Origin of the sequence: Paenibacillus xylanilyticus (assembly GCF_047246825.1) — a bacterium.
Lineage (GTDB): Bacteria > Bacillota > Bacilli > Paenibacillales > Paenibacillaceae > Paenibacillus > Paenibacillus xylanilyticus_B.
Window position 1 is genome coordinate 3221681 of sequence record NZ_JBFOLB010000001.1, and the last position, 26123, is coordinate 3247803.

Annotated in this window: 25 protein-coding genes; 9 read left to right on the forward strand and 16 right to left on the reverse strand. The window is 43.9% G+C overall.

Features of this window, described 5'->3' with window-relative positions:
- Window positions 1-68: 68 nt before the first annotated feature.
- The 4 genes from AB3N00_RS14320 to AB3N00_RS14335 all read right to left on the reverse strand — a co-directional run bounded on the left by AB3N00_RS14320 (window position 69) and on the right by AB3N00_RS14335 (window position 4793).
- On the reverse strand, window positions 69-275 hold the full coding sequence (locus AB3N00_RS14320) for a hypothetical protein (protein ID WP_274359475.1): 207 nt from the start codon (window positions 273-275) through the stop codon (window positions 69-71).
- A gap of 313 nt (window positions 276-588) precedes the next feature.
- Window positions 589-804, reverse strand: coding sequence for a hypothetical protein (locus tag AB3N00_RS14325; protein ID WP_274359474.1), 216 nt, complete (start codon window positions 802-804; stop codon window positions 589-591).
- Between the two features lie 1719 nt (window positions 805-2523).
- Window positions 2524-4047 carry a DUF6883 domain-containing protein gene (locus AB3N00_RS14330; RefSeq protein WP_274359473.1) on the reverse strand — a complete coding sequence of 508 codons (1524 nt, stop codon included), beginning with the start codon at window positions 4045-4047 and terminating at the stop codon, window positions 2524-2526.
- 155 nt (window positions 4048-4202) lie between these two features.
- Window positions 4203-4793 (reverse strand): hypothetical protein, encoded by a 591-nt coding sequence (locus AB3N00_RS14335; RefSeq protein ID WP_274359472.1) that lies wholly within the window; start codon window positions 4791-4793, stop codon window positions 4203-4205.
- Window positions 4794-5070: 277 nt separating this feature from the next.
- On the opposite strand from AB3N00_RS14335, the gene AB3N00_RS14340 reads away from it, so the two are divergent.
- Both AB3N00_RS14340 and AB3N00_RS14345 read left to right on the forward strand, forming a co-directional pair.
- A complete protein-coding gene (locus AB3N00_RS14340; RefSeq protein ID WP_274359471.1) occupies window positions 5071-5775 on the forward strand; it encodes a hypothetical protein in 705 nt (234 codons plus the stop codon).
- 711 nt (window positions 5776-6486) lie between these two features.
- Window positions 6487-6705 carry a hypothetical protein gene (locus tag AB3N00_RS14345; protein WP_413035088.1) on the forward strand — a complete coding sequence of 73 codons (219 nt, stop codon included), beginning with the start codon at window positions 6487-6489 and terminating at the stop codon, window positions 6703-6705.
- Here the strand turns inward: AB3N00_RS14345 and AB3N00_RS14350 are convergent, their stop codons facing one another.
- From AB3N00_RS14350 to AB3N00_RS14370, 5 genes are all read right to left on the reverse strand, one after another.
- A complete protein-coding gene (locus AB3N00_RS14350) occupies window positions 6706-8211 on the reverse strand; it encodes an SEC-C domain-containing protein (protein ID WP_274359470.1) in 1506 nt (501 codons plus the stop codon). It lies immediately after the preceding gene.
- 851 nt (window positions 8212-9062) lie between these two features.
- Window positions 9063-10835, reverse strand: coding sequence for a 23S rRNA (uracil(1939)-C(5))-methyltransferase RlmD (gene rlmD / locus AB3N00_RS14355; protein ID WP_413035089.1), 1773 nt, complete (start codon window positions 10833-10835; stop codon window positions 9063-9065).
- A 153-nt stretch (window positions 10836-10988) separates the two neighbouring features.
- Window positions 10989-11870 carry a diacylglycerol kinase gene (locus tag AB3N00_RS14360; RefSeq protein ID WP_413035090.1) on the reverse strand — a complete coding sequence of 294 codons (882 nt, stop codon included), beginning with the start codon at window positions 11868-11870 and terminating at the stop codon, window positions 10989-10991.
- A 433-nt stretch (window positions 11871-12303) separates the two neighbouring features.
- Complete coding sequence (locus tag AB3N00_RS14365) at window positions 12304-12720, reverse strand: DUF4395 domain-containing protein (protein ID WP_413035091.1); 417 nt, start codon at window positions 12718-12720, stop codon at window positions 12304-12306.
- Between the two features lie 99 nt (window positions 12721-12819).
- Window positions 12820-13743: a ketopantoate reductase family protein gene (locus AB3N00_RS14370; protein ID WP_413035092.1), complete on the reverse strand. Its 924-nt coding sequence runs from the start codon at window positions 13741-13743 to the stop codon at window positions 12820-12822.
- Window positions 13744-13952: 209 nt separating this feature from the next.
- Between AB3N00_RS14370 and AB3N00_RS14375 the strand changes: the two genes are divergently transcribed.
- Window positions 13953-14522 carry a TetR/AcrR family transcriptional regulator gene (locus tag AB3N00_RS14375; RefSeq protein ID WP_413035093.1) on the forward strand — a complete coding sequence of 190 codons (570 nt, stop codon included), beginning with the start codon at window positions 13953-13955 and terminating at the stop codon, window positions 14520-14522.
- Between the two features lie 91 nt (window positions 14523-14613).
- On the opposite strand, the gene AB3N00_RS14380 is transcribed toward AB3N00_RS14375, so the two are convergent.
- Both AB3N00_RS14380 and AB3N00_RS14385 read right to left on the reverse strand, forming a co-directional pair.
- Window positions 14614-15399, reverse strand: coding sequence for a sirohydrochlorin chelatase (locus AB3N00_RS14380; RefSeq protein WP_413035094.1), 786 nt, complete (start codon window positions 15397-15399; stop codon window positions 14614-14616).
- A gap of 1 nt (window position 15400) precedes the next feature.
- On the reverse strand, window positions 15401-15691 hold the full coding sequence (locus AB3N00_RS14385) for a YerC/YecD family TrpR-related protein (RefSeq protein WP_017690665.1): 291 nt from the start codon (window positions 15689-15691) through the stop codon (window positions 15401-15403).
- A 457-nt stretch (window positions 15692-16148) separates the two neighbouring features.
- On the opposite strand from AB3N00_RS14385, the gene AB3N00_RS14390 reads away from it, so the two are divergent.
- The 4 genes from AB3N00_RS14390 to AB3N00_RS14405 all read left to right on the forward strand — a co-directional run bounded on the left by AB3N00_RS14390 (window position 16149) and on the right by AB3N00_RS14405 (window position 19513).
- Entirely contained in the window at window positions 16149-16787 is a 639-nt protein-coding gene (locus AB3N00_RS14390; protein ID WP_413035095.1) for a tyrosine protein kinase, read from the forward strand.
- Between the two features lie 191 nt (window positions 16788-16978).
- Window positions 16979-18067: a DNA alkylation repair protein gene (locus AB3N00_RS14395; RefSeq protein WP_413035096.1), complete on the forward strand. Its 1089-nt coding sequence runs from the start codon at window positions 16979-16981 to the stop codon at window positions 18065-18067.
- Between the two features lie 257 nt (window positions 18068-18324).
- On the forward strand, window positions 18325-19053 hold the full coding sequence (locus tag AB3N00_RS14400) for an SDR family oxidoreductase (protein WP_413035097.1): 729 nt from the start codon (window positions 18325-18327) through the stop codon (window positions 19051-19053).
- Window positions 19034-19513 carry a MerR family transcriptional regulator gene (locus AB3N00_RS14405; RefSeq protein WP_413035098.1) on the forward strand — a complete coding sequence of 160 codons (480 nt, stop codon included), beginning with the start codon at window positions 19034-19036 and terminating at the stop codon, window positions 19511-19513. The genes AB3N00_RS14400 and AB3N00_RS14405 overlap by 20 nt, the downstream gene beginning before the upstream one ends.
- A gap of 114 nt (window positions 19514-19627) precedes the next feature.
- Here the strand turns inward: AB3N00_RS14405 and corA are convergent, their stop codons facing one another.
- The 4 genes from corA to AB3N00_RS14425 all read right to left on the reverse strand — a co-directional run bounded on the left by corA (window position 19628) and on the right by AB3N00_RS14425 (window position 23905).
- Window positions 19628-20587 (reverse strand): magnesium/cobalt transporter CorA, encoded by a 960-nt coding sequence (corA, locus tag AB3N00_RS14410; RefSeq protein ID WP_413035099.1) that lies wholly within the window; start codon window positions 20585-20587, stop codon window positions 19628-19630.
- Window positions 20588-20947: 360 nt separating this feature from the next.
- Window positions 20948-21937, reverse strand: a complete 990-nt coding sequence (locus AB3N00_RS14415) for an inorganic phosphate transporter (protein ID WP_095288483.1) — start codon at window positions 21935-21937, stop codon at window positions 20948-20950.
- Window positions 21938-21951: 14 nt separating this feature from the next.
- Window positions 21952-22566 (reverse strand): DUF47 domain-containing protein, encoded by a 615-nt coding sequence (locus AB3N00_RS14420; protein ID WP_095288482.1) that lies wholly within the window; start codon window positions 22564-22566, stop codon window positions 21952-21954.
- A 271-nt stretch (window positions 22567-22837) separates the two neighbouring features.
- Window positions 22838-23905, reverse strand: a complete 1068-nt coding sequence (locus AB3N00_RS14425) for a DUF3048 domain-containing protein (RefSeq protein WP_413035100.1) — start codon at window positions 23903-23905, stop codon at window positions 22838-22840.
- A gap of 342 nt (window positions 23906-24247) precedes the next feature.
- Here AB3N00_RS14425 and AB3N00_RS14430 point away from each other — a divergent pair, with 342 nt between their 5' ends.
- Together AB3N00_RS14430 and AB3N00_RS14435 are read left to right on the forward strand one after the other, a co-directional pair.
- Complete coding sequence (locus tag AB3N00_RS14430) at window positions 24248-24787, forward strand: DoxX family protein (protein WP_413035101.1); 540 nt, start codon at window positions 24248-24250, stop codon at window positions 24785-24787.
- A gap of 129 nt (window positions 24788-24916) precedes the next feature.
- The gene (locus tag AB3N00_RS14435) at window positions 24917-25129 is read left to right on the forward strand and encodes a hypothetical protein (protein WP_175394062.1); all 213 of its coding nucleotides are present in this window, start codon (window positions 24917-24919) and stop codon (window positions 25127-25129) included.
- Between the two features lie 153 nt (window positions 25130-25282).
- On the opposite strand, the gene AB3N00_RS14440 is transcribed toward AB3N00_RS14435, so the two are convergent.
- Window positions 25283-26068 carry a DODA-type extradiol aromatic ring-opening family dioxygenase gene (locus AB3N00_RS14440; RefSeq protein ID WP_413035102.1) on the reverse strand — a complete coding sequence of 262 codons (786 nt, stop codon included), beginning with the start codon at window positions 26066-26068 and terminating at the stop codon, window positions 25283-25285.
- Window positions 26069-26123 lie beyond the last annotated feature (55 nt).

Genomic DNA, 26123 nt, shown 5'->3' on the forward strand with positions numbered 1-26123 from the left:
ATAATCTTCAGTTCTTCTTTAAAGAAGACTTGATACTGCCCTTCCTTTATTAGAATTGCTGTATCACCTTAGTAAAGAATTCTATCCTCTGGTGTTTGCACAAATTTAATTCGCTTTGTATTCCCGCTGAATTCAACATAATAATTGTACTCAAACTTGGTGAAATCCATATTCCAGCCATAAACTCCTTCCTTGCAGACAATCCATTTTTGTTCATCTTTAGCTATGACTTTTTCTTTCAGTTTTGTATTTAGCACCAACTTCTCATCATCCACTTCATCCTCATTAAAACTAATAATCCCGAATTAATTGTCCAATTCCTTCTTCAAAGAATCAAAACTTGCAAATTCAAGTCCTTGGATGATTGTAGTTGATTCGAATAATCCCTCTCCAGGAAACTCATATATATAAAATGTTTCATCTATAGGCACTATAACTCTTATTCTCATTGATACTGTCTTTAGATACTTCATCGTTGTTTATGAGCATGTCCATTCTCTCTCCTTAATAAATCTCTTGATGTCCACTCTCTATTCTATCTCGGTAAAACCAAAGCTCATTATAAAGAAAGTACGTGATTTCGAATTTTCACCCTACCTGCTCTACCTCTATTTTGACAAACCGATTCAATTCATGGACAAAGTAATAACCTCCCACTCTCAACTCTTCCTTCAAATCCTCAATGTCTATGAATATTTCTGCCGCCAATTCTTCCAGCGTATCATATCGACCAGACTGCAATTCCTTATTCAAGTATTCGACCCTTATCGAATTCGGGAACTGGTAAAATTGATGTCCGTACAATTCAATCATCTCCTTCTTAGTAATAGATAATGTGATTGTACGCAGATTGTAGAGGGCTTACTACCACTTTAATGTTCGAGCACGTTTGAACTATTGTCCAAGGGAAGGGTGGAAATGGAAGAGAGGTTCGGGGATGAATTAAATCGAAAAAAGCCACAGCTGGCATGGAATCATCGTATTATTAATCGTGGAAAACAATCGAGAAAATAATTTGAGAGAAATGAAAAAAGCCGAATGTAGTTAGGAGTATACCACCTAAAAATCAGCTCGGCTTGTTGTCACAGCTTTGATATGAGTTGGAAGTACATCACAGTGGGTTCATTAGCTTCTCACATCTGTCTCATCCGAAAATGAACTAATCCCTTAATTTGCATCCCCCTACTACCGTCTACTCAAAAACTCAAAGTATTTGCTAATTGCATGATTTAATGATTGTGTTCCTTCATAAATGGACTTAAACTCCTTCGATCCCTTTATCGGAATAGAGTGCATTGGAGTCACACATCTTTTAACATCATCAAGTGTACAGGTTAAACGCTCTAATAGGAGCCGACCCTCATTACTTTGAAAATGCCCCAAAAGATCTCCTTCATACTTTTGTACTCTTCTGCATCTGGATAGGCAATCACTGATAACTCTGGGATTATTGTAAGTCTCCGTTAAGTAGCGTTTGAACTCTTCTGCAAACTTCAGATCTATTGTATCAACAGTCATTCTGTTGGACCTCCCGAGATAGGGTTAGTTACAAAGGAATCATATCACATAATCTTGCAGTATGGTTTTAGCAAATTTACTGGCTGTAACCGATGTCTAATCATTTGATAATTATAGAGTGATTACATCCGTAATTGGATTGAAGACAATTCTTCCCCTTTATCCGAATCCCAACCTCGAAAACACTCTCAGATTCCGACAATTACAATTGAAATCCCTACTATGTCCCCAGCTATTATAGTCTGCCCCTCATCCCCCCTCCCGCTCCCCACAAGGCTTCCCAGCCTTTCCCTCTCCCTTAACCCTAATCCCTAAAGCAATTTAAGTTTGCCACTGAAACCCGCAAAATCACTGCCCAAAACACAAAAAATCGAGGAAAAACAGCAGAGAAAAAGACCGAGAAAATGACTGGGAACAGCCGCTGGAGAATCGCAATCATCACACCAGGTTGAGAAATAAATCGGGGAAAAGATCGAGCAGAAGACATTGCATTAAAAAGGGAAATCCTTATGTATCAAGGCTTTTAGCCGTTATCCTTTGGGCTGATGGCTGAGAAAAGGATTGAGGAAACAGAGGATCGGGACAGGGTATTACAGAGAGATACGGGCTGAGGATTGAGGGCTGAGGATCTTCCTATCCACTCTTCCCTGTTCCCTAAGAGCCTGCTCAAATGAGAAAAAGCCGAGCGAATATCAGGGTGGTGATACCTGAAATTCGTAGGCTTAGTGGTAAACTTTAAGTGATCAGTGGCAGACTTTGAGTGCGGAGGGGCAGACTGAAATGGAAGTCTACATAGTAGGGGACGGTTTTCAGGGGTGAGGACTTTGGTTGAATACTTCTCATTTAAATGGTTATAACATCCAATAGCCAAACTTCAAATGGTGAAAATACATCTTATCAATTGATTTCAACAGAAACTTACCCATACACTACAATTCCCCTTAAAAACCTCTTGTGTAATGAACAATATCACACTAACTAATTTTGGAAAGCTCCTCAAATCAATTAGTCTAAATGCTTTATGATTTCACAATCGATTCTATTGGATTTTAATACTTTACAAAAGCCTTCTGCAAAAGCCACAGATTCTTCGTAACGCCCTTTCTTATCAATGTTGATCAGATAATTATTCTCATAAGAAGAACCCACTCTATTATTTTTTAGCCAAGAAACAAATTCATGATTCAGATCATAGAGAACGACATATGCCCATCCAAAAAGTCCGTCACGCATAGGCTCGGTAGTACCACTTACAAAGACGGGTGTAGGTATACACTTAGATGCATAAAATTCACCTGACTGATTAGCTAAGCGGTATATCTCACCCCATTTATCTCCCCCCTCCTTTTCATTCTCTTTTGAAACTGCTAATAGTGGTCTTATCTCATAATTCACATCAAACTGTTCTTTCAAATCCAAGGGATATACAGATGTTAGTTGAATAGGTCCATTCTTACGAATAATCCAAGCAGTTCTTATAACTTTATTCACGCCATTCAGTCCAGTAACTCCAATATCTGCATAATATTTGATGCCGTGTTCATCTATTTTTATGCCACATACTTCTCCCTCATGTATTCCCAGCCTTATTTGCTCTTCCATATAACTCCAATCCCGCTGTTCTATGGACAATACATCCTTGAAATATTTAGCCTTAGGTCCCCCTTCAGGATGAGCGAGGTCTAAAGCATATTTTTCAAGTTTCTGTCGAGGTATAACTATAGCAAGTTCAGCGTTAGGGTAGTTTATCTCTAACTCAAATTCCCTATCAATCTTACCCTCAAATACTGCACGAATAATCGCATGCCCCACTTTAACGTGATGATAATTTCCAACCTTGTTGATAATAATGTGGGATGACTCCAGCCCACCAACTGATAGATTCTCTTTCCATATATCACGTGCAGTACTGTCAAAAACGAAATCTTCTACGTATCTCATTGTATAACTCGGATAATAAGAGTCCCAATTAACAATATCCATTGCATCGCTATACAAAATTTCATTATTAATTGTATAGACTGAGCGAGTTAAATACTCATAAAACAACGTGGAATGTAGTGGATTTCCATAATCAGTTGTTGCGGCACCAATAAAATACTCAAGTGCTTGAAGCTGATCATCAATTTTTTTTGCATGGCTGAGAGTTACATTGGTAATTACAACACAAGAAATGTGCGTAATTTTGATACCGAGGTTCAGAAACCTATTTCGTGAAAAAGTATGCCAATTATCTGATAAGCTATCGACTAAATTGAGTAATAAAATAGCATAAAGATCTTCATCTATGGACTGAGAGATGGACATCCTGTTCTTATCACCTTTAATACTTACTGTATTCTTACAAAAAAAATCTAATAACATTTCACCTTTTAGGATTCCCATATTATCTATAAGTTCTTTATGAGTCTTAAACAACGATTCAGAAACTTCATCATTAAATTTATTAGTATGTCTATAATCAATATTATTTCTTAAATAGTTTGAATCGAAAAGAAATAAGAAGGCTGTTCCGTTAAGATTCTTCATTAATGCTCTCCCATCCGTAAAGAAATTCAAAGCATATTTTACCTCGTAACCGTCTTGTCATTAAAACTAACGTATATCTAAATTTATTTATTCCGAAAAGACACGTTTTCACCAATTCTAATACTTAATATTTCTTTTAACACCACTCTTACTGCTTATTCTTTACAGAGAACTGGCCATCCATTTTGTGTTCTCCAATACTGCTCAATTGCTGTTCTTCCGCTTTTGTTTTCCAATAGTCTCTTAATAAACTGCCTATCTTCTTCATCTAAATCATCCATAGGGAACTTATTATGAAATACTCTAACTCGCAAATCAAACTTAGACAACGTTTTATACTTTCCAAAGCCTATGGCAGTGGTTGCATCATTATTTAATGCAATATGTGATCTTATCCTTGCAAATACATTTTTTTCGTGCCCATTGTATATTACCAGGAACCCGTCTTCATCAGGTTCGCACAAATTTTCCTGAAAAATAAACTGGTTTTCTTTTGAGATCTTCGAGATGTTTGATCCCTTTTTTGGAAAATCTGTGGGTTTTTTTACCGCAACTAAATCCTGAACTGTTTTATCTTTTAACAAAAACCAGTACAGCCCACTTGCCCCTTGCCTTTCCCATGAGCCTGGATAATAATCTTCAAACCATTTGCGTAGGAATGTTTTTTCATCCCAATAATTTTTATTGCCAAGTTTATACTCAACTGAACTTCTCCAGACATACGATGTAACTTCATCTAATTTCATGACTCCACCCAAACTGTAATATAAATTCTACCGTCTTAATCTCACCTTTCGCATTTAACTAACTCTATCGTTAACCTTCTTCTTTCGGATACATACTATTCTTTCTTCTACGAACCAGACCTAATCAGAGACATATAATTATGGTACAATATTCCTAACTATAAAGCAGTAAATACCTTCCTTCAGACTATCAGTCGAACTCATTAACGTTACCACATTGACACAATTGTTTTTAATAAATTTACCATCATAACTTTTTTTTTGGGGGGGTTAGTGTATGAGCAAGAAGACTAATAATCTTATAAACATAGAACAACTTCGCAATGATGTCAGTGAGTTGTGTAAGTACGAAGTTCTATTTATAAAAAAAAGTGACGCTCTCCAGTATAGTTTATCCACTGAAAGTCCAGCGAGGCTTATGAAACACGGAGAGGTATGGCAAATTGCTATTTTAGATTATTTGACAGAGGCAGAAAAATTAGAAGCCGAATCACATGAACTTGGACATTTATTAGTCTTTTATAGACCACCAGGCACTGTATCACTGGATACATATGAAATGTTTGACGATCCTTTGTCGGGTCTTATTGGAAGACTGAATAATGCCATTCCCCATAAGTTACTAATTGACGAATTAAAAGCTCTATACAATATTGGCTCTGATCTTCATATTAAATTAATAACTGAATCTTTGGGAAATATTCCTGATATGATAGAGAGAGAAGAGAAACTGGGGAGCAAGCCGTATCTTCAAGCAATTGGAGTTTATTTATTTGATATTGCAAGAACCAATCCTACTACTATAAATGATATTAGCCAAGTGATATTACAGAATCGGACCGTGGAAACAACTTATAAGTTATCTCACAAGTATTTATCTAAAGTTGAACTTGGGCAAGACATGTCTACACAACGTAAGAATGTTTCAAACTTCATGGAGGAACTTGGATATAAAGAAGATGAGCACTACTTTCTCGATTAGTTTTTTTCTAAAATTGAGAATAGGCTATCTCAGCAGCCTATTCTCATTTGCTTTCTCTTTTATTAAAACCCAGTACAATTTTAATTTACCTCTTGCCTCACCTTTTGAGAAACAATAACTTCACTTAGATTTCTATAGCGTATGTTCAGTAAGAGTTTTTAAGACTCTGAATTCCAGTTTCTTTTATTTTGCTCTTCTGACTTGTATAAGTCTCTCTTACAATTCCTTGAAAATTGCAACAACTTGGACCTTCTCTAAAATACATTGTTTGTCTGTAAACAGTTATGACAAGTCAACTACAATTTTTCTTTCATCCCCTACTTTTATTCCTCTTCCTTTTTCAAGTCCCTCACCGTTTCTTTCCATGCCATTTTGATACTCTACTTTTCGCTGTGTATCCTCTGTTACTTCATATACTCCTGTTTTTTCTTCAAAAAATCAAAGAAAATCCAGATTTATCAAGGGGTTTCGGGTTTTTCGAACCTTATGAAGAAGAGAATCGAGCCGAGGTAAAACAGGAGTGGATCCCTGTATTTCGCTCGGCCCTTAGGAAAAACATGTTTAAGTGGAATATTTAGGATTTTTGTAAACTTTGATTGCTTTCTACAGAAGGGCAGGGAAAGACAGGGATTAGGGATAAAGAGCCTGAGGAAAAGAATTGAGGAAGAGCTTGAGAAAAGCTTGGATACGCCTCGGTTTTTGCTTGGGAGAATGCATGAAGAAGAGCATGGAAAGACAGAGAAAAAGACTTGGGAAATGCTTGAGGAAAGGTCAGAGCATTTGCCAGTCTTTATGTGGTTTTGGGACAGTTATTTAGTCAGAAACAGTTATTGGGAAGGACAGGAATTGTTTGTTGGTGAAAAGGTAAACTCTTCATTATCATGTTTATCTGTTCTGAGAATGAATCTATCCACATATATTTCAGCTTAGTTAATGTGAAGGAATAAAGGCCTTTTCGAGAAATTTAACAAATTCATTATGCTTCATTTTTTTACTACCAACTTTATAATTGAGAGAATTATACTGAATAATTTTATATTCATCAAATCCTATTTTATCGAAAGTAATTTTTCCACCCTGATAATGTGGGACGCTTACTCCGTTACCCTCTTTTAGTTCCTTTAGAATATCTTTCACTATCGTACTTATTGACTTTTCTTCAGATTCTTCAAGTTCAACTCCCTCCCCCTCCTTCTTTATAATTTCTACTTCTTCAACACTTTTATTAAAGGAGTTCATTTTGGTCCCAACTTCTCCGTCATCATTCACAATTTCTGTTTCGACAAGCCCCATTTTCTTTATCTTTGGTATTTCGCCCGTTAACTCCCAACTCATATAGTCAAATGCTCTATTATTAAAAACAAATGACTTTAATTTATTAAATTCCTCAAAAGAGATAAACTCACCATGAGCGGACTTATTTCTCATTCCATTAAACTCAACCAGCTCCTTTCCAATCTCAGGCAAGAACTTAGATAGAATTGGAAAGGTATTTTCTTTATAAAATAATGCCAAGTCCCTCCACATCATTTTATGTTTTGCTAAATTCCCATCGTGTTTATAAACTATATTTCGCAACTCCTGCTCAAGTACACCAAAATAATTCATTGCTAATCCTGTATATGATATAAGGTCTTTGGATTTCTTTAACGCACCCTCTTGTGTAATAGCTGAAGCAATTGTTTTATGAGAGGTATCAGAAAATCCATTTAGCTTCAATTTGATCTTTTGGTATTCGTTGTATAATACATCCATGCTTAGAAATTCATATAATATTTCCGAACTGTTGCTTTTTGATTCCACAAATTCCCATCCAACTAATTTATCACCAGTATCAATTTTCAATTGAATTAACCCTATGTTTTTATCATCTGACAAACCATTTAACAATATTTCTCTACAAAATGTAGCAACAACTTTTAAGGCACCGTAATCTACGGTATTGAAAGCATAATCAAGTAGAGAAGCACTAATAGTTTTTACTAATACAATATATTGTTCAATATTGGTTAGTCCTTCATTTTCAAATTCCATAAAGTCAACTACATTAGTAGCATTTTTAATACCATTAATTTTGTCTTCCAACTTATTAATATCTTTATAAAACAACCAATATATATCTCCGTAAAATGCTTTTAATGATCGGTCGTTTGGTTGGCTTTTGCCTAATTCCTTTAGAATCTGCTCAATTCTATATAAGCAAAATGATCGTAATCCCTTAGGAATAGGATGATTAGGTATTATAGCTTCTTCCTTAAAAAGAGGTTCAAAAGTAAATTTATGAACATATTTATGAGTTAATCTACTATCGCTACTATTTAAAGTAGGCTGTTGAAATTCAAACCTTTTAATCTTTACAATATCTTTTTCCATACAGCAGACTTTATATTTTTTCCCTGAACCACAAGGACATGATTTATTTTTACTTACTGACATAATATCTCTCTTTTCTTCAATTTAATCTCTATAACTTAATTATTCTGAAAGACACGTTCTCAGAATATCTTCTCCGTGCTCGACTATTTTACAAGCTTCGTCTATATGATCCTCCATTTTGATTCTGCATTAACACTAAGTATATATGAGTTGTCTTTTTCCAAATTCTCAATTGTTGCATGCAATCCATTAGTCGTTTCAATAATAGTAGTTTCCGATTTCCTTTGGGGTCGTAAAGCTTTACAGTAAAATAACCAGACGATTCTGTAGTGAATTGAAATTTATACACACCTGACAAAAGTGTAAATTGATGAGTCACATCAGTCCCGTCCCCATAAAATTCTAAAGGTAAGTCAGTGGGCGAACTCATCATATAATTTATTCTCTTAAACTGGTTTTTTATCTCCAAGTATTATATATCTCTTTATCTAATCGGTCTATTTGTGTTTATAAAATAAAAAAAGTAAAGTTAAATTGCATTCAATAGAGGTTTGTCTGCCAGGTTAATTGGGTTCACAGTCGGTTTTTCCTATTCCCTTTTCCCAAAAGAAAAAAGAGAAAATTAACTTTCTCTTTTTTCTTCCCTACTATGTTCATAATTAATAAACCCCTGCTAAAAAACAGCCCTCAAACCCGCATTCCACCGTTGCCCTCATAAATAAAGTCATGCTACAAAACCGTGTTTTCCTCCACTTTTGACTCAACTTTTTGTATCACAACTTTATTATAATCTGAATAATGTCTTGATAGAAAAACAGGGGAAAGGCTTGATGGATCTGGGTTTTTCCCCTTCTCCACTCTTCCTCTCCCCGATTTTATCACGTCTTTATTCGATTTTTAGCACAGGTTTATTATGAATAGCAGGTATTTATTAGTTTTCTACAATAGCCTCTAACCAACATCGCCACCGACTCCACATGTACCGTATGCGGGAACATGTCCACCGGCGTTACCTCAACCGTCCGATAACCGCCATCCTCCAGTACGCGCAGATCACGTGCCAAGGTGCTTGGATTACAGCTCACGTACACCACGCGCTCCGGTTTCATCTCCAGAATCGTATCCAGCAAGCGTGGATCACAGCCCTTCCGAGGCGGATCGACGACGATGACGTCGGCTTCGATGCCTTGCTCTTTCCAGCGCGGGATGACATCTTCGGATGCACCGACTTCAAACTTCACGTTCTTCATCTCGTTCAGCAGCGCATTGCTGCGAGCGTCTTCGATCGCTTCGGGCACGATCTCCACCCCGTACACCTGATCCGCATGCTGCGCGAGGAAAAGAGAAATCGTACCGATGCCGCAGTAGGCATCAATAACAGTCTCTTTGCCGCTTAGCCCAGCGTACTCTACCGTCTTCCCGTACAACACTTCTGTCTGCACCGGGTTGACCTGATAGAATGAACGCGGAGAGATGGCAAACTGCACATCCCCGATATAATCGTAGATTACATCACGGCCCCACAGGACGCGGGTCTCATCGCCGAAGATAACGTTCGTTTGCTTTTTGTTCACGTTCTGGCAGATGCTCGCCACATGCGGGATCGCTTCACGAATACTGCCGATCCATTCATCCTTATGCGGGATATCTCGGCCATTGGTAACCAAGACAAGCATCATCTCACCTGTGCGGAAAGCCTTCTTCACGACCACATGACGCAGCAGGCCGCGGCCTGTCTCTTCGTTGTATGCACTGATCCCGAGATGGCTGCCGATCTCCTTCACCTTCGCTACGACTTCGTCGTTGTGCTCATGCTGAATAAGGCAGGTCTCCATATCAATGATCCGGTGGCTTCCTTTGGCGTAAAATCCACCAACCAAGCCACCTTCGGTCACACCAATTGGCACCTGTGCCTTGTTACGATAGCGCCATGGCTCGTCCATACCCATGGTTGGCAGCACACGGATAGCGTGCTCGGTATTGTCCCCGCTCATGACACCTTCCAGCCGAAGACGAATACGATTGCTGCCGTTCCCTTGTTCTTCCGAATTAGCTGGTTCAGCTGCCTGATCCGCATCTTCTTCAGACCGTTTCCTCAGGCTCGTTTCATCACCCTGAGCATCTGCATCCTCCACCATCACGTTCAACTTCCCGATCCGCTGCAAATTATCCACCACCAGCTGACGCTTCCACGCAAGCTGTCCGGCGTAGCTCATATGCTGGATCTGGCACCCGCCGCACTGATCGTAGATCGGGCAGGGCGCGGATACGCGATCCGGACTCGCCTTCACAATCTCCAGCAGCTTGGCATAGCCATACTGCTTCTTGGTCTTCATCACACGTACGCGCACCGTTTCGCTTGGAAGCGCACCTTGCACGAACAACGTGTATCCGTTCGCACGGCCTACGCCCTCACCGTCATGGTTCATGCCAATGATGTCGATGACGGTCTCTTCGTTTTTGCTGACCGGAAGTCCTTCAATTGGCGCGGATTCGCGTCCACGTCCCTTCGGACGAACGGCAGAAAGAGATGCGCCTTGTGGCCGCACCTCTTTCCCTTGCTGACGTGTTGATGGACGAGATGATTTACCTGGCTGACGGGATGCGATAGCGTTCCCTTGCCCTTGAGAGGCAGCCGAATTCCGGCGGTTTTTTCCACGACCGCTGCGGTTCGTATTAGACAACGTACATTCACTTCTTTCTTCTTTATATATCACCCCACGCATGGGGAGTTCATTCCACTTCATCTTTTCAATTTCACCCTGAGATTATACGTGATCCCTTCGCGGTCGGCAACTGGAAAAACACACTGTCACCCGTGCCATCACACGCTTCTCTTACCGAAACAGCTGTAGGTGGTGCTGCAGGTTCTGGAACGTCGCAGGCAATGTGCCGCCAAGCTCCCCATCCAGGTTCAGCTGCACGTATCCAGGTGACGTCACTTCCATGTAATCCGTCTGGAAATGAATCACTTTCTTGTCGTTCAGATGTTCACCTCGCAGCGCGAGCGTAACGAGACGGATCATGTCTGCCAGGTTACATTTGCGCACACCGATGACATCGAACAGACCGTCGTCTATCGTCGCACCCGGAGCCAACTTCTCGAAGCCTCCAACTGAATTGGTATTCGCGATCAGGAACAGCATGAATTCATCATGAATCTCTTCCTGGCCTGCCGCGCGGATAATCAGCTCCTGCGGAGACAGGCTGGCCATCTTCTCGATGCCTTTCATATAATAGGCGAGCTGTCCAATCATCGTTTTCAGACGGCTTGGCACCTCATACGTCAATTCGGTCAACGAGCCGCCACCTGCGATATTAATGAAATATTTATCATTTGCCTTACCCAGATCGAGAGGGCGGGTCTGCTGATTAATCACGACATCCACGTAATTTTCCCAATGTTTTGGAATACCGAGCGCACGCGCAAAATCATTCGTCGTCCCCAAAGGGAACACACCCAGCGGAGGACGATTCTCCCGCTCGGCCATGCCGTTAATGACTTCGTACAGCGTTCCGTCGCCGCCTGCGGCAATAATCATGTCATAACCACGCTCGATTGCGAGCTCCGCTTCCCGGGTTGCATCTCCTTCACCCGTTGTTGCGTGTACCGAAGCTTCAATTCCACCTTGATCCAAACGCTGCAAAACATCAGCCAGACGTTTCTTCATTTCTTCCCGGCCTGAGGTCGGATTATATATTAAGCGAGCCTTTTTCATCTCATACGCCACCTATTCCACATTATCCATGAGTCTGATCGACCTCATTTTCTTTCTACTTGCGAGCGTCCACAACCGGGGAACATTTTACATGATCACCCACGTCCGTTAATCCTGCCCGAATCTTCATCCATATCTATATCTATGCATAAGGAATTCCATCTCATTCCAAAGCCTTTATATTCTATCATATCATCAAATGCGAAGATGTCCTAGCCTGTAACGTATTTACGACTTCCGGCACCCCGGTGTCTTCTCATTTTACACAGCCATCGATTTTCTCTTCAACTGTATTTAACCCATTTTATAGACACCCATTCTGCCCGTCTGACAAGAATTTAACCTTCCCTTCCTTAGAAATGGAGCACAAAGAAACGGCTCCGATGAACGAAGCCGCGTGTATATGACGTTATATCCCGCACTCAATATCCATTTAGAAGCCAATCCGCCTGCCGGCACGAAGCTGTTTATACCAGAAATAGACGGTGCAGCCCACACAATAACCGAGCAATGCTGCACTTGCAGCAAGCAGGAGCATCCCGGAGAACAGATAACCGGCTACCTGCCACTTCAGGAAGAATGAGATAAGGGCCAATGACAAAAACGCGACAGCCAATATATTATTGAAGCGCTGCAGCTCCACCGCCTGGGTTTCGGCACCTTTTCCCTTCAGCACAGCCTTCCCGATCTGGACAAATAGATTCAGCTTCCCGCCAGAGACGAGCCCGACCACCTGAATGATCCATAACGCACCCAAGATCAGCGGCTGATTGAACCCAAACGATAGGAGTACAAACAGCACAATTCCGACCTGATTCGCTTTGACATAACGCATAGGCACTTCCCGCATCTGCATATCTCCTTATCCCTATTTTATTAGTTGGTTTTATTGTAATCGGGATCGAAGTTTGGAGCAACAGAAAGATGATTTGAACATGTGCATATCTTATTATAGGATGGTAAAATCCCTTCGGAGTACATCCCAATGGGGCGTGGGGATATTCGTTACCCTTTTCCACTCGGCAAATGACCTTTCCATCTCCTCTATTTCGCCAAAAGAACCCGCCACCAGCTTATGCACCGGAAGAATGCTGTAGATCTTCAGCAAAAGATACAGCAGCCGCTTATGATTGCGGATCAGCTTCGCCTGTGCTTTCGGGATCATATCGATGCCCATCGCCTCCAGTACAGCAATTCCCTCGTTCATGGCCCCGATTATGTGCAGGAGCTGCTTTTGGCTGCCCTCCAGCTTCTTCAACTCTCGCTCTTCATCGAAACTCACCGCATTCAGCATCAGAATCGGGATGAGATGACTTTTCAGCCAAGCGTCGATATCTTCAATTACATCCAGCTTGTATTTAGCTTTCGCGAAGGCCTGATCCAGCAAAGGTTGAAAAGGGATACGACCGTCCAGCGCACCGATGACCATCAACCCCTTCCCCCCGCCTATGGACATCATCCGATCTTTGTTTCGCTTCCCACCGCTGACGTGAAAACCAAACGCCACTCTCTTATCCACCCGGCTGTTGTCTTCGAGATAGGTTTGCATGCTTCGCGCGTCCGCATTGTTGCCTACAATCACGATGTTGGTGCTCTGATTGTCAGCAAGAATGGGTAACACTGATGGAAAATCATTATATTTCATGACAACGAAAATGAGATCATAAACATCATCTGCTTTTAATTCTCTTGTTACACGAACTGGGTCGACCGTTGTTTTAAACTGAAACACATGCCGAATGACAACGCCATCCCTCTCCAACTCTTCAGCCCGTTTCCCTCTAGCCAGAACCGTAACGTCATTTCCTCCACGTACCAGAACCTGGGCCAATTGACTGCCCAACACACCCGCACCATAAACTAATATTTTCATTCGATTTCCCTCAGTTTCGTTATTTATGAATAACCGTTGCTTTATCAACAGTTGTTGATAAAATAAGAGTATCAAAGCACCTGTCGTTCTTCAATCGCTAAAAAAATCGATTTCGTTGAATAATCAACGAAATACTCATTTTTGTTGAAAAGTGTAAGCCATTTATATAGAGATATACAGAAAACGAAGAAACATGTAGAGGAGGAGCCATGGATAGACGCGTGCTTAAAACCAGAAAGGCCATCATGGAGGCTTTTGTGGGATTGCTGGAAGAGAAGGATTTCGAGCAAATGACCATTAATGACATCGCCGATCGGGCCAATGTTAACCGGGGAACGATCTATTTGCATTATACAGACAAGTTTGATCTGCTGGACCGATGCATTGAGACGTATTTGCAGCAATTGGTGGACACCTGCATGAGCGATCATTTTCCAACCCCGCTTACTGCGAAGGAAGCGCTGCTGCGGACCTTCCGGTATCTCGAAGAGCATGCGGCCATTTATACCACGCTTCTAACGAAAAAAGGGATTCCCGCATTTCGAAGCAAGCTGATGACACTTATGATTCAAGGCGTCGAGGAACAAATGGATGTGTGCGGCGTTCAGGAAAGCATGAGCAAAGAAGTCACTGTACAGTTTCTTGCTTCTGCTGCCGTGGGTCTCCTGGAATGGTGGATTATGAATGCCATGCCTTATTCTGCGGAGGATATGGTGGATCAGTTGATCGCGCTGCTGGAGCTCCATTTGAGCCTGCCTTCGTTGGTGGCAAAAGGTTAAGTACCTCCATAAAATGATTCCTAACAAACAGAAAAACCACGTCCAAGGACGTGGTTTCATTGTCTATACATTTAAAGTGCTAAGTCTCTTCTCAAGAAGAGGCCTTACCCTCATTACATTTTGCCAACAAAAATTGAATTTGACGCTCCAGCCAGTGCCCAAGCAATGGATGCGGCAGCAGCGTTTCACCACTGTACGCATAATCCAGTTCCTTCAACCTGCCCGGAATGACGTTCATCGTAAAATAACCGGCACTCAAAAACAGTGGCGCCACAATTACGCGGCTTCCCTGCTCCTGGCTCCAGTACTTCGCCTTGTCATACACACTCTCCGGATTGAGGAGTGCATAATCCGTATGGGCTACGCCACTAACCTCCTGCACTCGCTGTGCGAGCGAAGAAATGCCTGTTTCCCATCGCTGACGGAATCCATCGTGAATGCTCCCATGCCCTACAAGCAGAATCGTCTCCTGCTCCGGCTCTTGAGAGAGCGATTTGACTTTATCCCACACCATTACGGCAATATCCGGATCGTTATCCACAGGATAACCGAAGTGTACTTTTGCATTGACCCGAAATGGTTCCAGATCTGTTTCCCGTTCCGGTGCTTTCTTCGCCCCGATAGCATACTCAATTTCATCCACATGTGTACTGCCGGACGAAACGAAAAGGGGGACGACCAGAACATCGGTTACACCCTGTGCCTCCAGTCGGTCGATACCGTCCTGGATCAGGCGTCCCTCCACAAGTTCAAGAAATGAAGCCTCAACAGGCAATGGGTCAGGAAGAGTGAGCCGGGAGACCGCGTCATCGACGGATTCTACCCAGGTCTGCTCCTGAGAACCGTGACTAATGATGAGTACACCCGGTTTCTTCATCTTAGCGACCCAGACGTTCCAATGTCATTTTATATCCATCATTGCCGTAATTCAGGCAGCGTTTCACACGAGAGATCGTGGCCGTACTTGCCCCTGTCTCCGCTTCGATCTGATTATACGTATTGCCTTTGCCAAGCATGCGTGCTACTTCCAGCCGCTGGGACATGGATTGGATCTCGTTTACCGTGCAGAGGTCATCAAAAAAGACGTAGCACTCCTCAATATCTTTCAGAGTGAGAATGGCCTCGAACAGTTGTTCAATACTTTTATCATTTAGCTTTTTCAGCTGCATTTCATCATCATCCCCTAGCGGTTACTGTGTACCTTCATTGTACTCACCCTGAGTTGGTATTTCAAGCGTTAACGATTTCACGCACTACAGAATAAAAATACATGTTACCGCTTCCATCAGGTACTATTGTCCTCCATGCGTGGACAACATCCGATATTACTGCGATTTTTCCCATTTTTCACCTGTATATTCCCGATTACTTATGTAGGGATTTAGCCCTCCTAATTGTTACAATTTTGTGTACAAGCTTCTCTTTTACTATGAATAAAAACCTCACTTGTCCCCTGCGCCCAAATCCGCAAATATCCCGTTTTCCATGACACCCGCCTACGCCGTCTCTCCGCGAATGACATACAGTATAGCAAAAGGGAGTTCCAACTCGGTCTGTTATGCCCATTATCCTGACAGCTGAAGGAACGCAATTCCGAAATCCAACATAGAAGGAACGTGATCGTTCATGCCACAGCATTATTATCATCGCCAGCCTGCACCACGGCAGCGTCCGTCTTCCTATTCGCACAGACAGGCGCACACTTCTGCCTATATGCCTCCCGGTGCAGTACAGCGTTCATTGAATGAAACCCAGGTTCAGCCGCTGTATCCGGGCGTAGAGCCCTATTATCCGGGCTACGGTGAAGTGGAGGCCTCTGCACTTGTACCTTATGGGCAAGGCGCACCCGGCGGAAACTTTTTGGGTGGTGGTGCCCCTGTTGTTTCTCCAGTTCCGGTTGAGGCTCCTGCTGCTTCAGGAGGTTCCGGGTTCTCGCTGGCCAATCTCGGTGAACTGAAAGGAATGATCGACCGCTTCGGCGGAATCGACGGCATCATGAATGGCATTGGAAAAATGCAAAAGGTCGTTGGCGGCATTCAACAAATGGCCCCGATGATGAAGCTTGTTATGGGCATCCTGCCTTTTGGAAAAGGAAAAGGCAAGAACAGCAGCCCTGCAGAGACCGACTATGAGGAATATACACCGCCTCGCCGTCCGCGCAAGCGCCGCAAAAAGGTGACAGCCACCCCACGCCGCCGCAGCAGTAACTCGACTCGGCGCAAAACCAGTTCCACCAAGCGTCGTCCCAAAAGCAGCAAACATTAAGACTTCACCAGGCACCTCCCTTTATAGAAGGAAGGTGCCTTAACCTTGTATGTTATGCTGCAATCCCTATTATTGCCCTAAACCTTTCATCATTCTGTCTTCCTCTCTAAAAAGAAGAACTTTTTCCAGGAACTTATGTTCTTATTTCTGTAAATTGAGGTATACTGGGTAGTAGATAAAGGAGGCGGATTATGGAACTGTTTAAGGACAAATATACGCCCGCATTGATCGATCGAACCGGAGAACTGCTGCACCAATTCTACCCCGCTCTGGACAAGGCACATTTTCGCGACCTCGTGTTTGCCGAAGGCTGGGAGCAAGCGGAATTCAAGGCACGTATTCGCCGTATTACACTTGCGCTTACGGAAGTACTGCCTGATTCCTATGAAGAGGCCCTGCATGTGCTTGAACAGGCGGCGCCCCAGCTGCGCGGGGTTGAGTATTTGTTTGTACCTGATTTTATTGAAGTGAACGGTCTAGCACCGGAGCACTATGAATTATCCATGAAGTACCTGACGGTCTTCACACCTTATTCCAGCTCGGAGTTTGCGGTACGCCCGTTTATTGAACGTTATCCCATCGAAACGATGAAACAGATGATGGAATGGACAAGCAGTGAGAACGAGCATATTCGCAGGCTTGCCAGCGAAGGCAGTCGCCCTCGTTTGCCATGGGGTTCCAAGCTGCGAAGTTTGATTGCCGACCCAACACCTGCACTTCCCATTCTCCATGCGTTGAAGCAGGACGAGTCCCTCTATGTACGGAAAAGTGTAGCGAACCATCTGAACGATATCTCGAAAGATCATCCTGATCTGGTTCTGGACCTCGCCTCTACATGGCATGGTCAGCATCCGCATACCGACTGGATTGTACGTCATGCCAGCCGTTCCCTGTTGAAAAAAGGACATCCCAAAGCACTGGCTCTCTTCGGCTATACCGAACAGGACGCCGTACATATCGAGCATCTTCAGCTTGCACGGGATACGATTGCAATCGGTGAAGAGCTGGAATTCACGTTCGATGTGGTTAATGAGAGCGGTCAGCCTCAGATGCTGCGCATCGAATATGAGATCGGATATATGAAGTCAAATGGCAAGCAGGCACCGAAACGGTTCAAATGCTCCGATAAAACGTATCCTGCCGGGAGCAGCAAGGTAGCTACGAAGCAATCGTTCAAGGTAATTACAACAAGACGTTATTATGCCGGGTTGCACACGATAACGATTGTGGTCAATGGACAACCCACCTCCTCGGCAACTTTCGTTCTGGAACAAACATAGTACAAGATCATATTGTTATTAAAAGCCCGCAGATAAAAAGATATTCACATGTGGATGAATAATAATATTCCCCTTTAACCGAAGCACATGTCTGTTACAGACGCGCTTCGGTTATTTATTTTCCCCTTCCCCTTCATCCTCCCTGTCTTCATCATGCCCTCCAAAATCCCCTGTTGACTTGGAGCACACTCCAAGTTGTACCATTCGGAGATCATCACCCACATGCTTAACAATACTAGTGAAAAGAGGAATGACCGATGAAAACCAAAAAAAACGCCCTCATCACGGGAGCAAACAAAGGAATCGGCTTCGAAACGGCTCGGCAGTTGGGAAATATGGGTTATGTTGTTCTCCTCGGAACGAGGGACATACGCAAAGGTGAGGAAGCGGCACAGAGACTAATACAAGAGGAAATTGAAGCCTATGGAATCGAGCTTGATGTTACGGACCCAAAAAGCATAGAGACAGCTGTAAGTCACATTGAACATAGATTTGGCTCGCTCGACATTCTGATCAACAACGCAGGAATCTCTGTGGGCGGAGCTGCCCCACCAAGCTTAATCGCTATGGATGATATACGAGAAACCTATAATACAAACTTCTTCGGCATGATCTCCGTAACCCAGGCTATGTTGCCATTAATTCAGCAATCCCCTGCTGGACGAATCGTTAACCTGACAAGCGGTCTGGGCTCACTCGCCTATAATAGTGATCCCGAACATGAACATGCCCAATTTAATCTGCTCGCCTACAACAGCAGCAAAGCAGCCGTTAACATGTTTACTGTTACTCTTGCCAAGGAATTCAGAGATACGCCGCTCAAAATAAACGCTGTCGATCCTGGCTTTACTGCAACCGATCTGAACGGTTTTACAGGAATCAATACCGTGCAGCAAGCAGCGGCTACGGTTCTGGAGCTGGCTGTTCTCGGGGACGATGGCCCAACAGGAGGATTCTATGGGAATAATGGAGAAATACCTTGGTAAATTCATTACTGAGGAGTTGGATCAATTGTATGACAAATCGTATGACATACCGGACATCGTTACGTCCATTCGAGAAGCTGCTCTACTTACAGGCCTGACCGAAGATACGATCCGTTATTATGAAAAGGTAGGTCTGCTCCCCTATGCAGAACGCAAAACAAACGGCCATCGGCAATATAGCAAAGACCAGATTCTCGGCATTATCTTTTTGACAAGATTAAAAGCCACCGGGATGACAATTGAACAGATGAAACATTTCCGCGAGCTGTCTGAGCATGGTGCCGATACCCTTGAAACCAGATACGCCATTCTGGAGGAACATCAGCGTAAGATACAGCAAGATATAGCTAACTTGAATGAGACATCAAAGATTATAGCCTATAAACTCCAGCATTACCGGGAACTTTCGGAACATCCCGATCTTGAAGATACGAACTGTGATACCAAACCAAGAGCGTAATCCAATTTTGCAGACACCAAACGATGATCTTTTTTACGCAGCTGTAGCTGACAAAAAAAGTCATCGTTTGGTTACATCTTATTTATCCTTAGACCTTCTGTACAAGTAAATCTTCTACTTAAACCAGCCACGCTTCACAAACCACGCCACCATGCTTCCGCCAAGCACAAACATCAGAAGCAGCACCGCACCATATCCAAACTTCCACTGAAGCTCCGGCATATAGGCAAAATTCATGCCATAGATTCCGGCGATTAGCGTCAGCGGCATAAACACCGTCGTTATGACCGTAAGTGTCTTCATAATGGTGTTCATCCGGTTGGAATTCAACGAAATGTAACTGTCCCGCAAGTCTGCGGTCATCTCCCGATCCGCCTCAATCATATCCGTCAGCTTCAGCAGGTGATCATAGATATCTGTAAAATACGCGGTATGCTCCCCTGTCCGCTGCACATGTTGGGAGTTGATTACCCGGTAGAGCAAATCACGCATGGGCACTACGGTTCGTCTAAGCTTCAGCAGCCGGCTGCGCAGGTCAAACACTTGATTCATCAAGTCCTCTACCGACTCCTGACTGCCCCGGTTCTCCAGTTCAGCCAGTTCATCCTCAATCGCAAACAGCGACGGGAAATAGTGATCGACCAGCTTGTCCATCACCGTATACGCAGCGGCCACCGGTCCACGCGCCCAGATCGTTCGTTCATGAGCATGATGCAAAATCCGTTCCCAAGCTTCATCCACCTCTTCCAATACACCATGGTGAAAGGAAACAAGGAAGTTCGAACCGAGAAACAGGTCTACCTCCTCGGCTTCCAGTGTGGTAGGATTCAGCGCATGCAGCACAAGAAACTGCAAATTGTCGTAATAATCCAGCTTCGGGCGCTGCAGCACATGCAGACAATCCTCGATCGCCAAGGGATGAAAATGAAAATATGTATCCAGCAAACGGCTTTCGTCCTCCGAAGGCTGGTTGAAATCTGCCCAGACCCAGGCATAATCCTGCAGATCCAGCTGTGTCAGGGGTACATTAATGGAGACTTGATGATCTCGTGTAATGGCGAGTGTACGAATCATAAATTAGACCACGTCCTTGTCTTATATCCTTTACGCTATTGTATAACTTAATCCTCGAACCGTCTCCTATAACCGCCTCACAGCCTAATTGTCCACAGAGTTACCTGCGACAGGGACAACAAAAAAAGCCAACCCTGTTGGCTTCTCTCATTTCCTATCCACAGTTCCCTGTATCCACAGGATAATCTTACTTTTGGTTTATCATTCCACGGATGGCTATCCACATATCCAGCCTGTCCACACGTTCATGCACAGGCTTCTCTAGTTTATGATTGAAAAATTGTCCACATATCCCGATATTCACACAGTTATGAACAGATGTGCATGTCGGTCCCGAATACGCCTTCGGGATAACTTTTCTTAGAAAATGATCCAGTACAGCAAACCTGCCAGTACAGCGGTAATCGGAATTGTAATGAACCATGTAATAATGATCCGTCCGGCCAAGCCCCATTTTACAGCGGAGAAACGCTTAGCAGAACCTACACCCAGAATGGCAGATGTAATCGCGTGCGTGGTACTCACTGGAAGATGCAGCAATGTTGCCGTGAATATAACGGAAGCCGCGGATAAATCGGCAGCAAAACCGTTAATCGGTTCAATTTTGAAAATTTTGGTCCCCATCGTTTTGATGATTTTCCAACCACCAATGGAAGTACCCAGTGCCATCGCCGTTGCCGCCGAGATTTTAACCCACAGCGGAACTTCAAGATGATCCTGTACTCCTGCTGCTACGAGAGCAAAAGTGATAATACCCATGGCCTTCTGAGCGTCATTGGTACCATGTGTAAACGCCTGCAGTGCAGCCGTGAAAATCTGTACTGTACGGAAGCCTTTGTTCACGGTATGCGGACTGCGTTTGGCAAAAATATATTTGAGAATGGTCATGACCACATAACCTATGGCAAATGCAATCAGCGGGGATAACAAAAGCCCTTCGACGATCTCAATAAATCCGCCCCATTTGACTTTATCGGAACCTGCACCGACGAATACTGCCCCGGCAAGTGCTCCGATCAATGCATGTGAGGAAGATGAAGGAATACCAAACCACCAGGTCACGAGGTTCCAGATAATCGCGGCAATCAAGGTGACTATGACGACCTCTATCCCGTTATCCAGCTTCGTGGGGTCAGTAACACTTCCTCCAATCGTCTTCGCCACTCCCGTAAACATCATCGCACCGACAAAGTTCATGACCGCTGCAAGAATGATGGCCCGGCGCGGAGTTAGCGCCCGAGTGGACACCGAAGTCGCAATGGCATTGGCTGTGTCATGGAAACCATTGATGAAGTCAAACGCCAGTGCAAGGAAGACGACTATACCTAATACCCAAATCGTTGTTTCCATTATTCTCTGGCTCCTTAAGAATTACGCATAATGATGGATTCCAGCATGTTAGCTACGTCTTCACAAGCATCTGTTGTCGTCTCAAGACGCTCGTAAATTTCCTTGCGCTTGATCAACTCAATCGGATCAGACACGGTAGCAAAGAGATGCTTGATGCACATGCGCAATACTTCATCGCCCTGGTTTTCCAGATCGTTCAGACGAATCGTATATTCGCGGATCGCCAGCAATTTTTTCTGGGACAGCAAATGGATCGCTTTTTGAATTTCGTATGCCGATTGGCGCAAAATCTCAGCGAACTGCACGATGAACTCATCGGGGTCAGTCAGTTGGTACATATAGAAACGGGAAGCGGTTGCTTCAAGCCCGTCCAATACGTCATCAAGTGTTGTTGTCAATTCCATGATGTCATCACGCTCGATCGGCGTAATAAATGTTTTGTTGAGCTCCATAATGATCGTATGCACATAGTCATCGCACTTGGACTCGTATTTTTTCATTTCATTGGTAAACAGAGTTACATCCTGAAGGTTGGAAACATGCTCTGAGAAATAGTCAGCCGCTTGTACGACAGTATCCGCCATATTCTCTAATGTTTCGAAAAATATATCCTTCTTCTTTATCTTCATCGTCCTATCCCCTTTACGAGAAATTGCTGATAACCTTGAAACATGAAATGACAACCTTTGATATCTTATCATATTTGTTTCATGGTTTGTACAAAAGGTGCGATCCTTTTTTATATTCTTATCACATTAATCTGAAATGAATCTTAATTATTTGGAATCGATGGAAAAATGATGCTCAGATTTTACACTGCGTTTACAATTCATGAACTGACAGGATTCGACTGTCATTTTGTTCAGCATAATAATGAAGCAAGGCGAAGGAGTCTTCGTCTTAATTTTGGACCTCAATATGGCTTGCAAAGTCGGGTTGATTCGGAACGATACTGATAAAGGTTTGGCCGGGAACCAGAGCCGCCTCTGTCCCATTTTGCACAAAACGAATAATATCGCCCGGTTTCTTCACCCACTGTCCACGAATCATCTTGCCTTTCTGAAACAGTATCGCTTCTCCGCCCTGGTCCACATTAACGGATAGCCTGCCAACGTTGTCGAGCACCTTGTGGTCCGCACCCGCTACAATAATGTTCGCTGCTCCAATCTGCTCCCCATTATCCTGATCCTGATCGGGCTTCCCATTCACCAGTCTCATATATCGTCCGCTAACTTCATCATAATCATACGTCACCCGATAACTATCCAATAAATAATGAATATCAAATAGCGTTCCGGGTTCTCCTGCTGAGGTGGAACCTTCCTCATTATAGATATAGACGGGAGACTCGCTATCGTGGCTGTAGCCCTTGATGTCCGCTCCCTCTCTAAGCTTGTCCGCCGACGTGTACAGATTATGTGGTGCCTTGCGATCCGATGAACGCCAGAAATACGGGCCACTATTCGAGATTTCGTCCATGTGCTGCTTCTGCTGCTTTTGCAAAATGGAATAGGCATCCGGGCTGCCGCCCGCATGTACAAGCACACCATCATAGCTCTCGCCCAGTTCAATCAGATACGGACGAATGCTGCGCACAGGTCCTACAGTTTCTGCACCGCCCTGACTTTGGAAAATGGCAATAAACCGGGTAATTCCACCCTCTGCGAGCACCTCAATAATGATATCGGCGGAGCTCAGGCCGGACTGGGGCCGGGCCGCAGGCGCATTGTTTATCATGACCGCGAGCGGTCTCTGTGTAATGGCCTCGTCAACTGGCAGTCCAGTCAGCGGTGCGGTGTACAGTGGAGCAGCCAGTTCTTCCGGTTCTTGTTCTTCCTGTACAGGCGCAGGAACAGATTCCGGCTTCGGCGGCTGCGCTGCCTCCTTATTTTGACAAGCTACAAGACTTATGGCGAGAATCAGCAATGATGCAGCAGATGCTGCTTTATTCCATTTCAATGACTTCAATCGTTGTACCTCCTGTACAAATGGCCTAGGTCTAAGGTGCGGCATTTCTTGGATGCGGACAACCATTTAACGTTTTTCTTTCCATTTAATCACACGAATCATTATTTGTCTTCGATATAAAGGCGATTTTCTACCCCTGAATGATGGAAGTGAAACGACAAATTGGAATCGATTTATGTCTAACATGTGAACTCATTAAACCTTACTTAAAATTTAAACTAGATTGTGATTTTTATCACAAACAAAATGACTTTTGAACTATACAATAAAGACATCAAAGGTGATCACTTAGAAAAACAAAAAAAAATAACACACACTAGATTCCATGAAGGAGTGGTTTATATGTTCAGCTTCAACCAATGGCTTAGAGAAAACAAAGTGGCAATGTGGATTTTGACAGTACTTCGGGTGTATATCGGTTATGACTGGATGACTCACGGATGGAGCAAACTGACAGGCGGCTTCGAGGCTGGAGGCTTCCTCGCCGGGGCAGTGGAAAAAGCAACAGGTGATCACCCGGCAGTTCAGGCTTGGTGGGCAACATTCCTTGAAAAATTCGCAGTACCGAATGCCGGATTGTTCGACTTCCTTATCCCTCTCGGCGAATTCTTGGTAGGTCTGGGTCTCATTCTTGGCTGCTTCACAACACTGGCTGCGCTGATGGCCCTCGTGATGAACTTCGCGTTCCTCTTCTCGGGTACAGTGAGCACGAATGCACAATTGGTACTGATGCAAATCTTCCTTGTAGTCGCTGGTGCCAATGCTGGTAAAATTGGTCTGGATCGTTGGGTACTGCCTTACCTTCGCGGATTGTTCAGCCGTAACAAAGGCCACCATCCCAAAGATACACCAACCATAAATACAGCCCATAAAACAGCTTAACTTTCAAAACCAATATCAGGCCCTGCTCCCCATCCCCCGGGGAACGGGGCTTTTTCACGCCCGACTTGCCCCCGCACGGAATCACGTATTATGATGAACATATAGATTATGACCAAAGGAGTACTTCTAATGCCCACTCAACGCCGTCTTGAGACTGAAGCCGACTTCCAGGAAGCCATGGATATGAAGTACAAAGTCCGGGTGTTTCAGGATAACCACCAGATTGATTCCGGTGGTGTCATTATTCGTTTTGACAGCAAAACGATCGTTGTCCAGTCCAGTGTCAGTGACCTTGCTTATCATTCCCGCATGGATTGCGAGTTCTTCGAAATTCGAAAATAGACATATAGCATTGCACCAAAAAAAGGTTCCCGCCGCCAATGTATCTGGCCGCTGGAACCTTTTTGATTTTGTATTATACGTTATGTTATTCATGTGTTTCATCGTACAGGAAGTAATCCCTACCGTACAGATGTCTCTGTTGTCTGCTCCGAGTTACACGCTGTCACCGAATTGCCAGCAGTTTAAACTGAGCGTTCCATAGGGGTACGACTGGAACAGGCGCTTCGCCTTTCGAGACATATCGGCTGTGCCCATGGCGTAGAACAGTGGTGCCAGATGCTCTGTTCCATATGAAGGAACAGCAGTCCGAGCATTCGGGGCCTTTTTGTCATATTGAAACAGCTCTCTCGTGTTCCACTTCTCCAGCCGTTCCCCCATCCAGTTGTCAAACTCCACCGCCCAGTCCTCCGGTTCATCACTGCTTCCGAGCAAGCGCAGATTATGAACGGTACCGCCACTGCCTATGATCAGCACATTGTCATGACGCAGCTGCTCAAGCATCCGGCCAATATCATACTGTTCCTGCGGTGAACGCAGCGAATCTACAGATACAACAACGACAGGAATATTGGCCTGTGGATACATATGCAGCAGTGGCACCCACACGCCGTGATCCAGGCCTCTGCCTCGAATCGGTTGATACGGCAAATTGCTGCGGGCGAAGAGGGCACAGATCTCACTCGCGAGCTCTGAGTGTCCTGGCGCCGGATAATCGATTGTATACATATTGGAGGGAAATCCGTAGAAATCATGCAGCGTCTGATGTGAATCATCCATCGTTACGGACGGTTCGGGACAATCCCAATGCGCCGTAAAAACAACGATGGCTTTTGGAGCCGGCAGCCTGTCTCCAAGCTGTTTTAGAAATTGAGTGTAGTCATTGCTCTCCACCGCCAGAGCGGGAGAACCATGCGCAATGAAAAATGCGGGTAATGTCATTGCTGCCAACCTCCAGACACGGATAGAATGGTTACGCTTCTATACTACTCCTCTA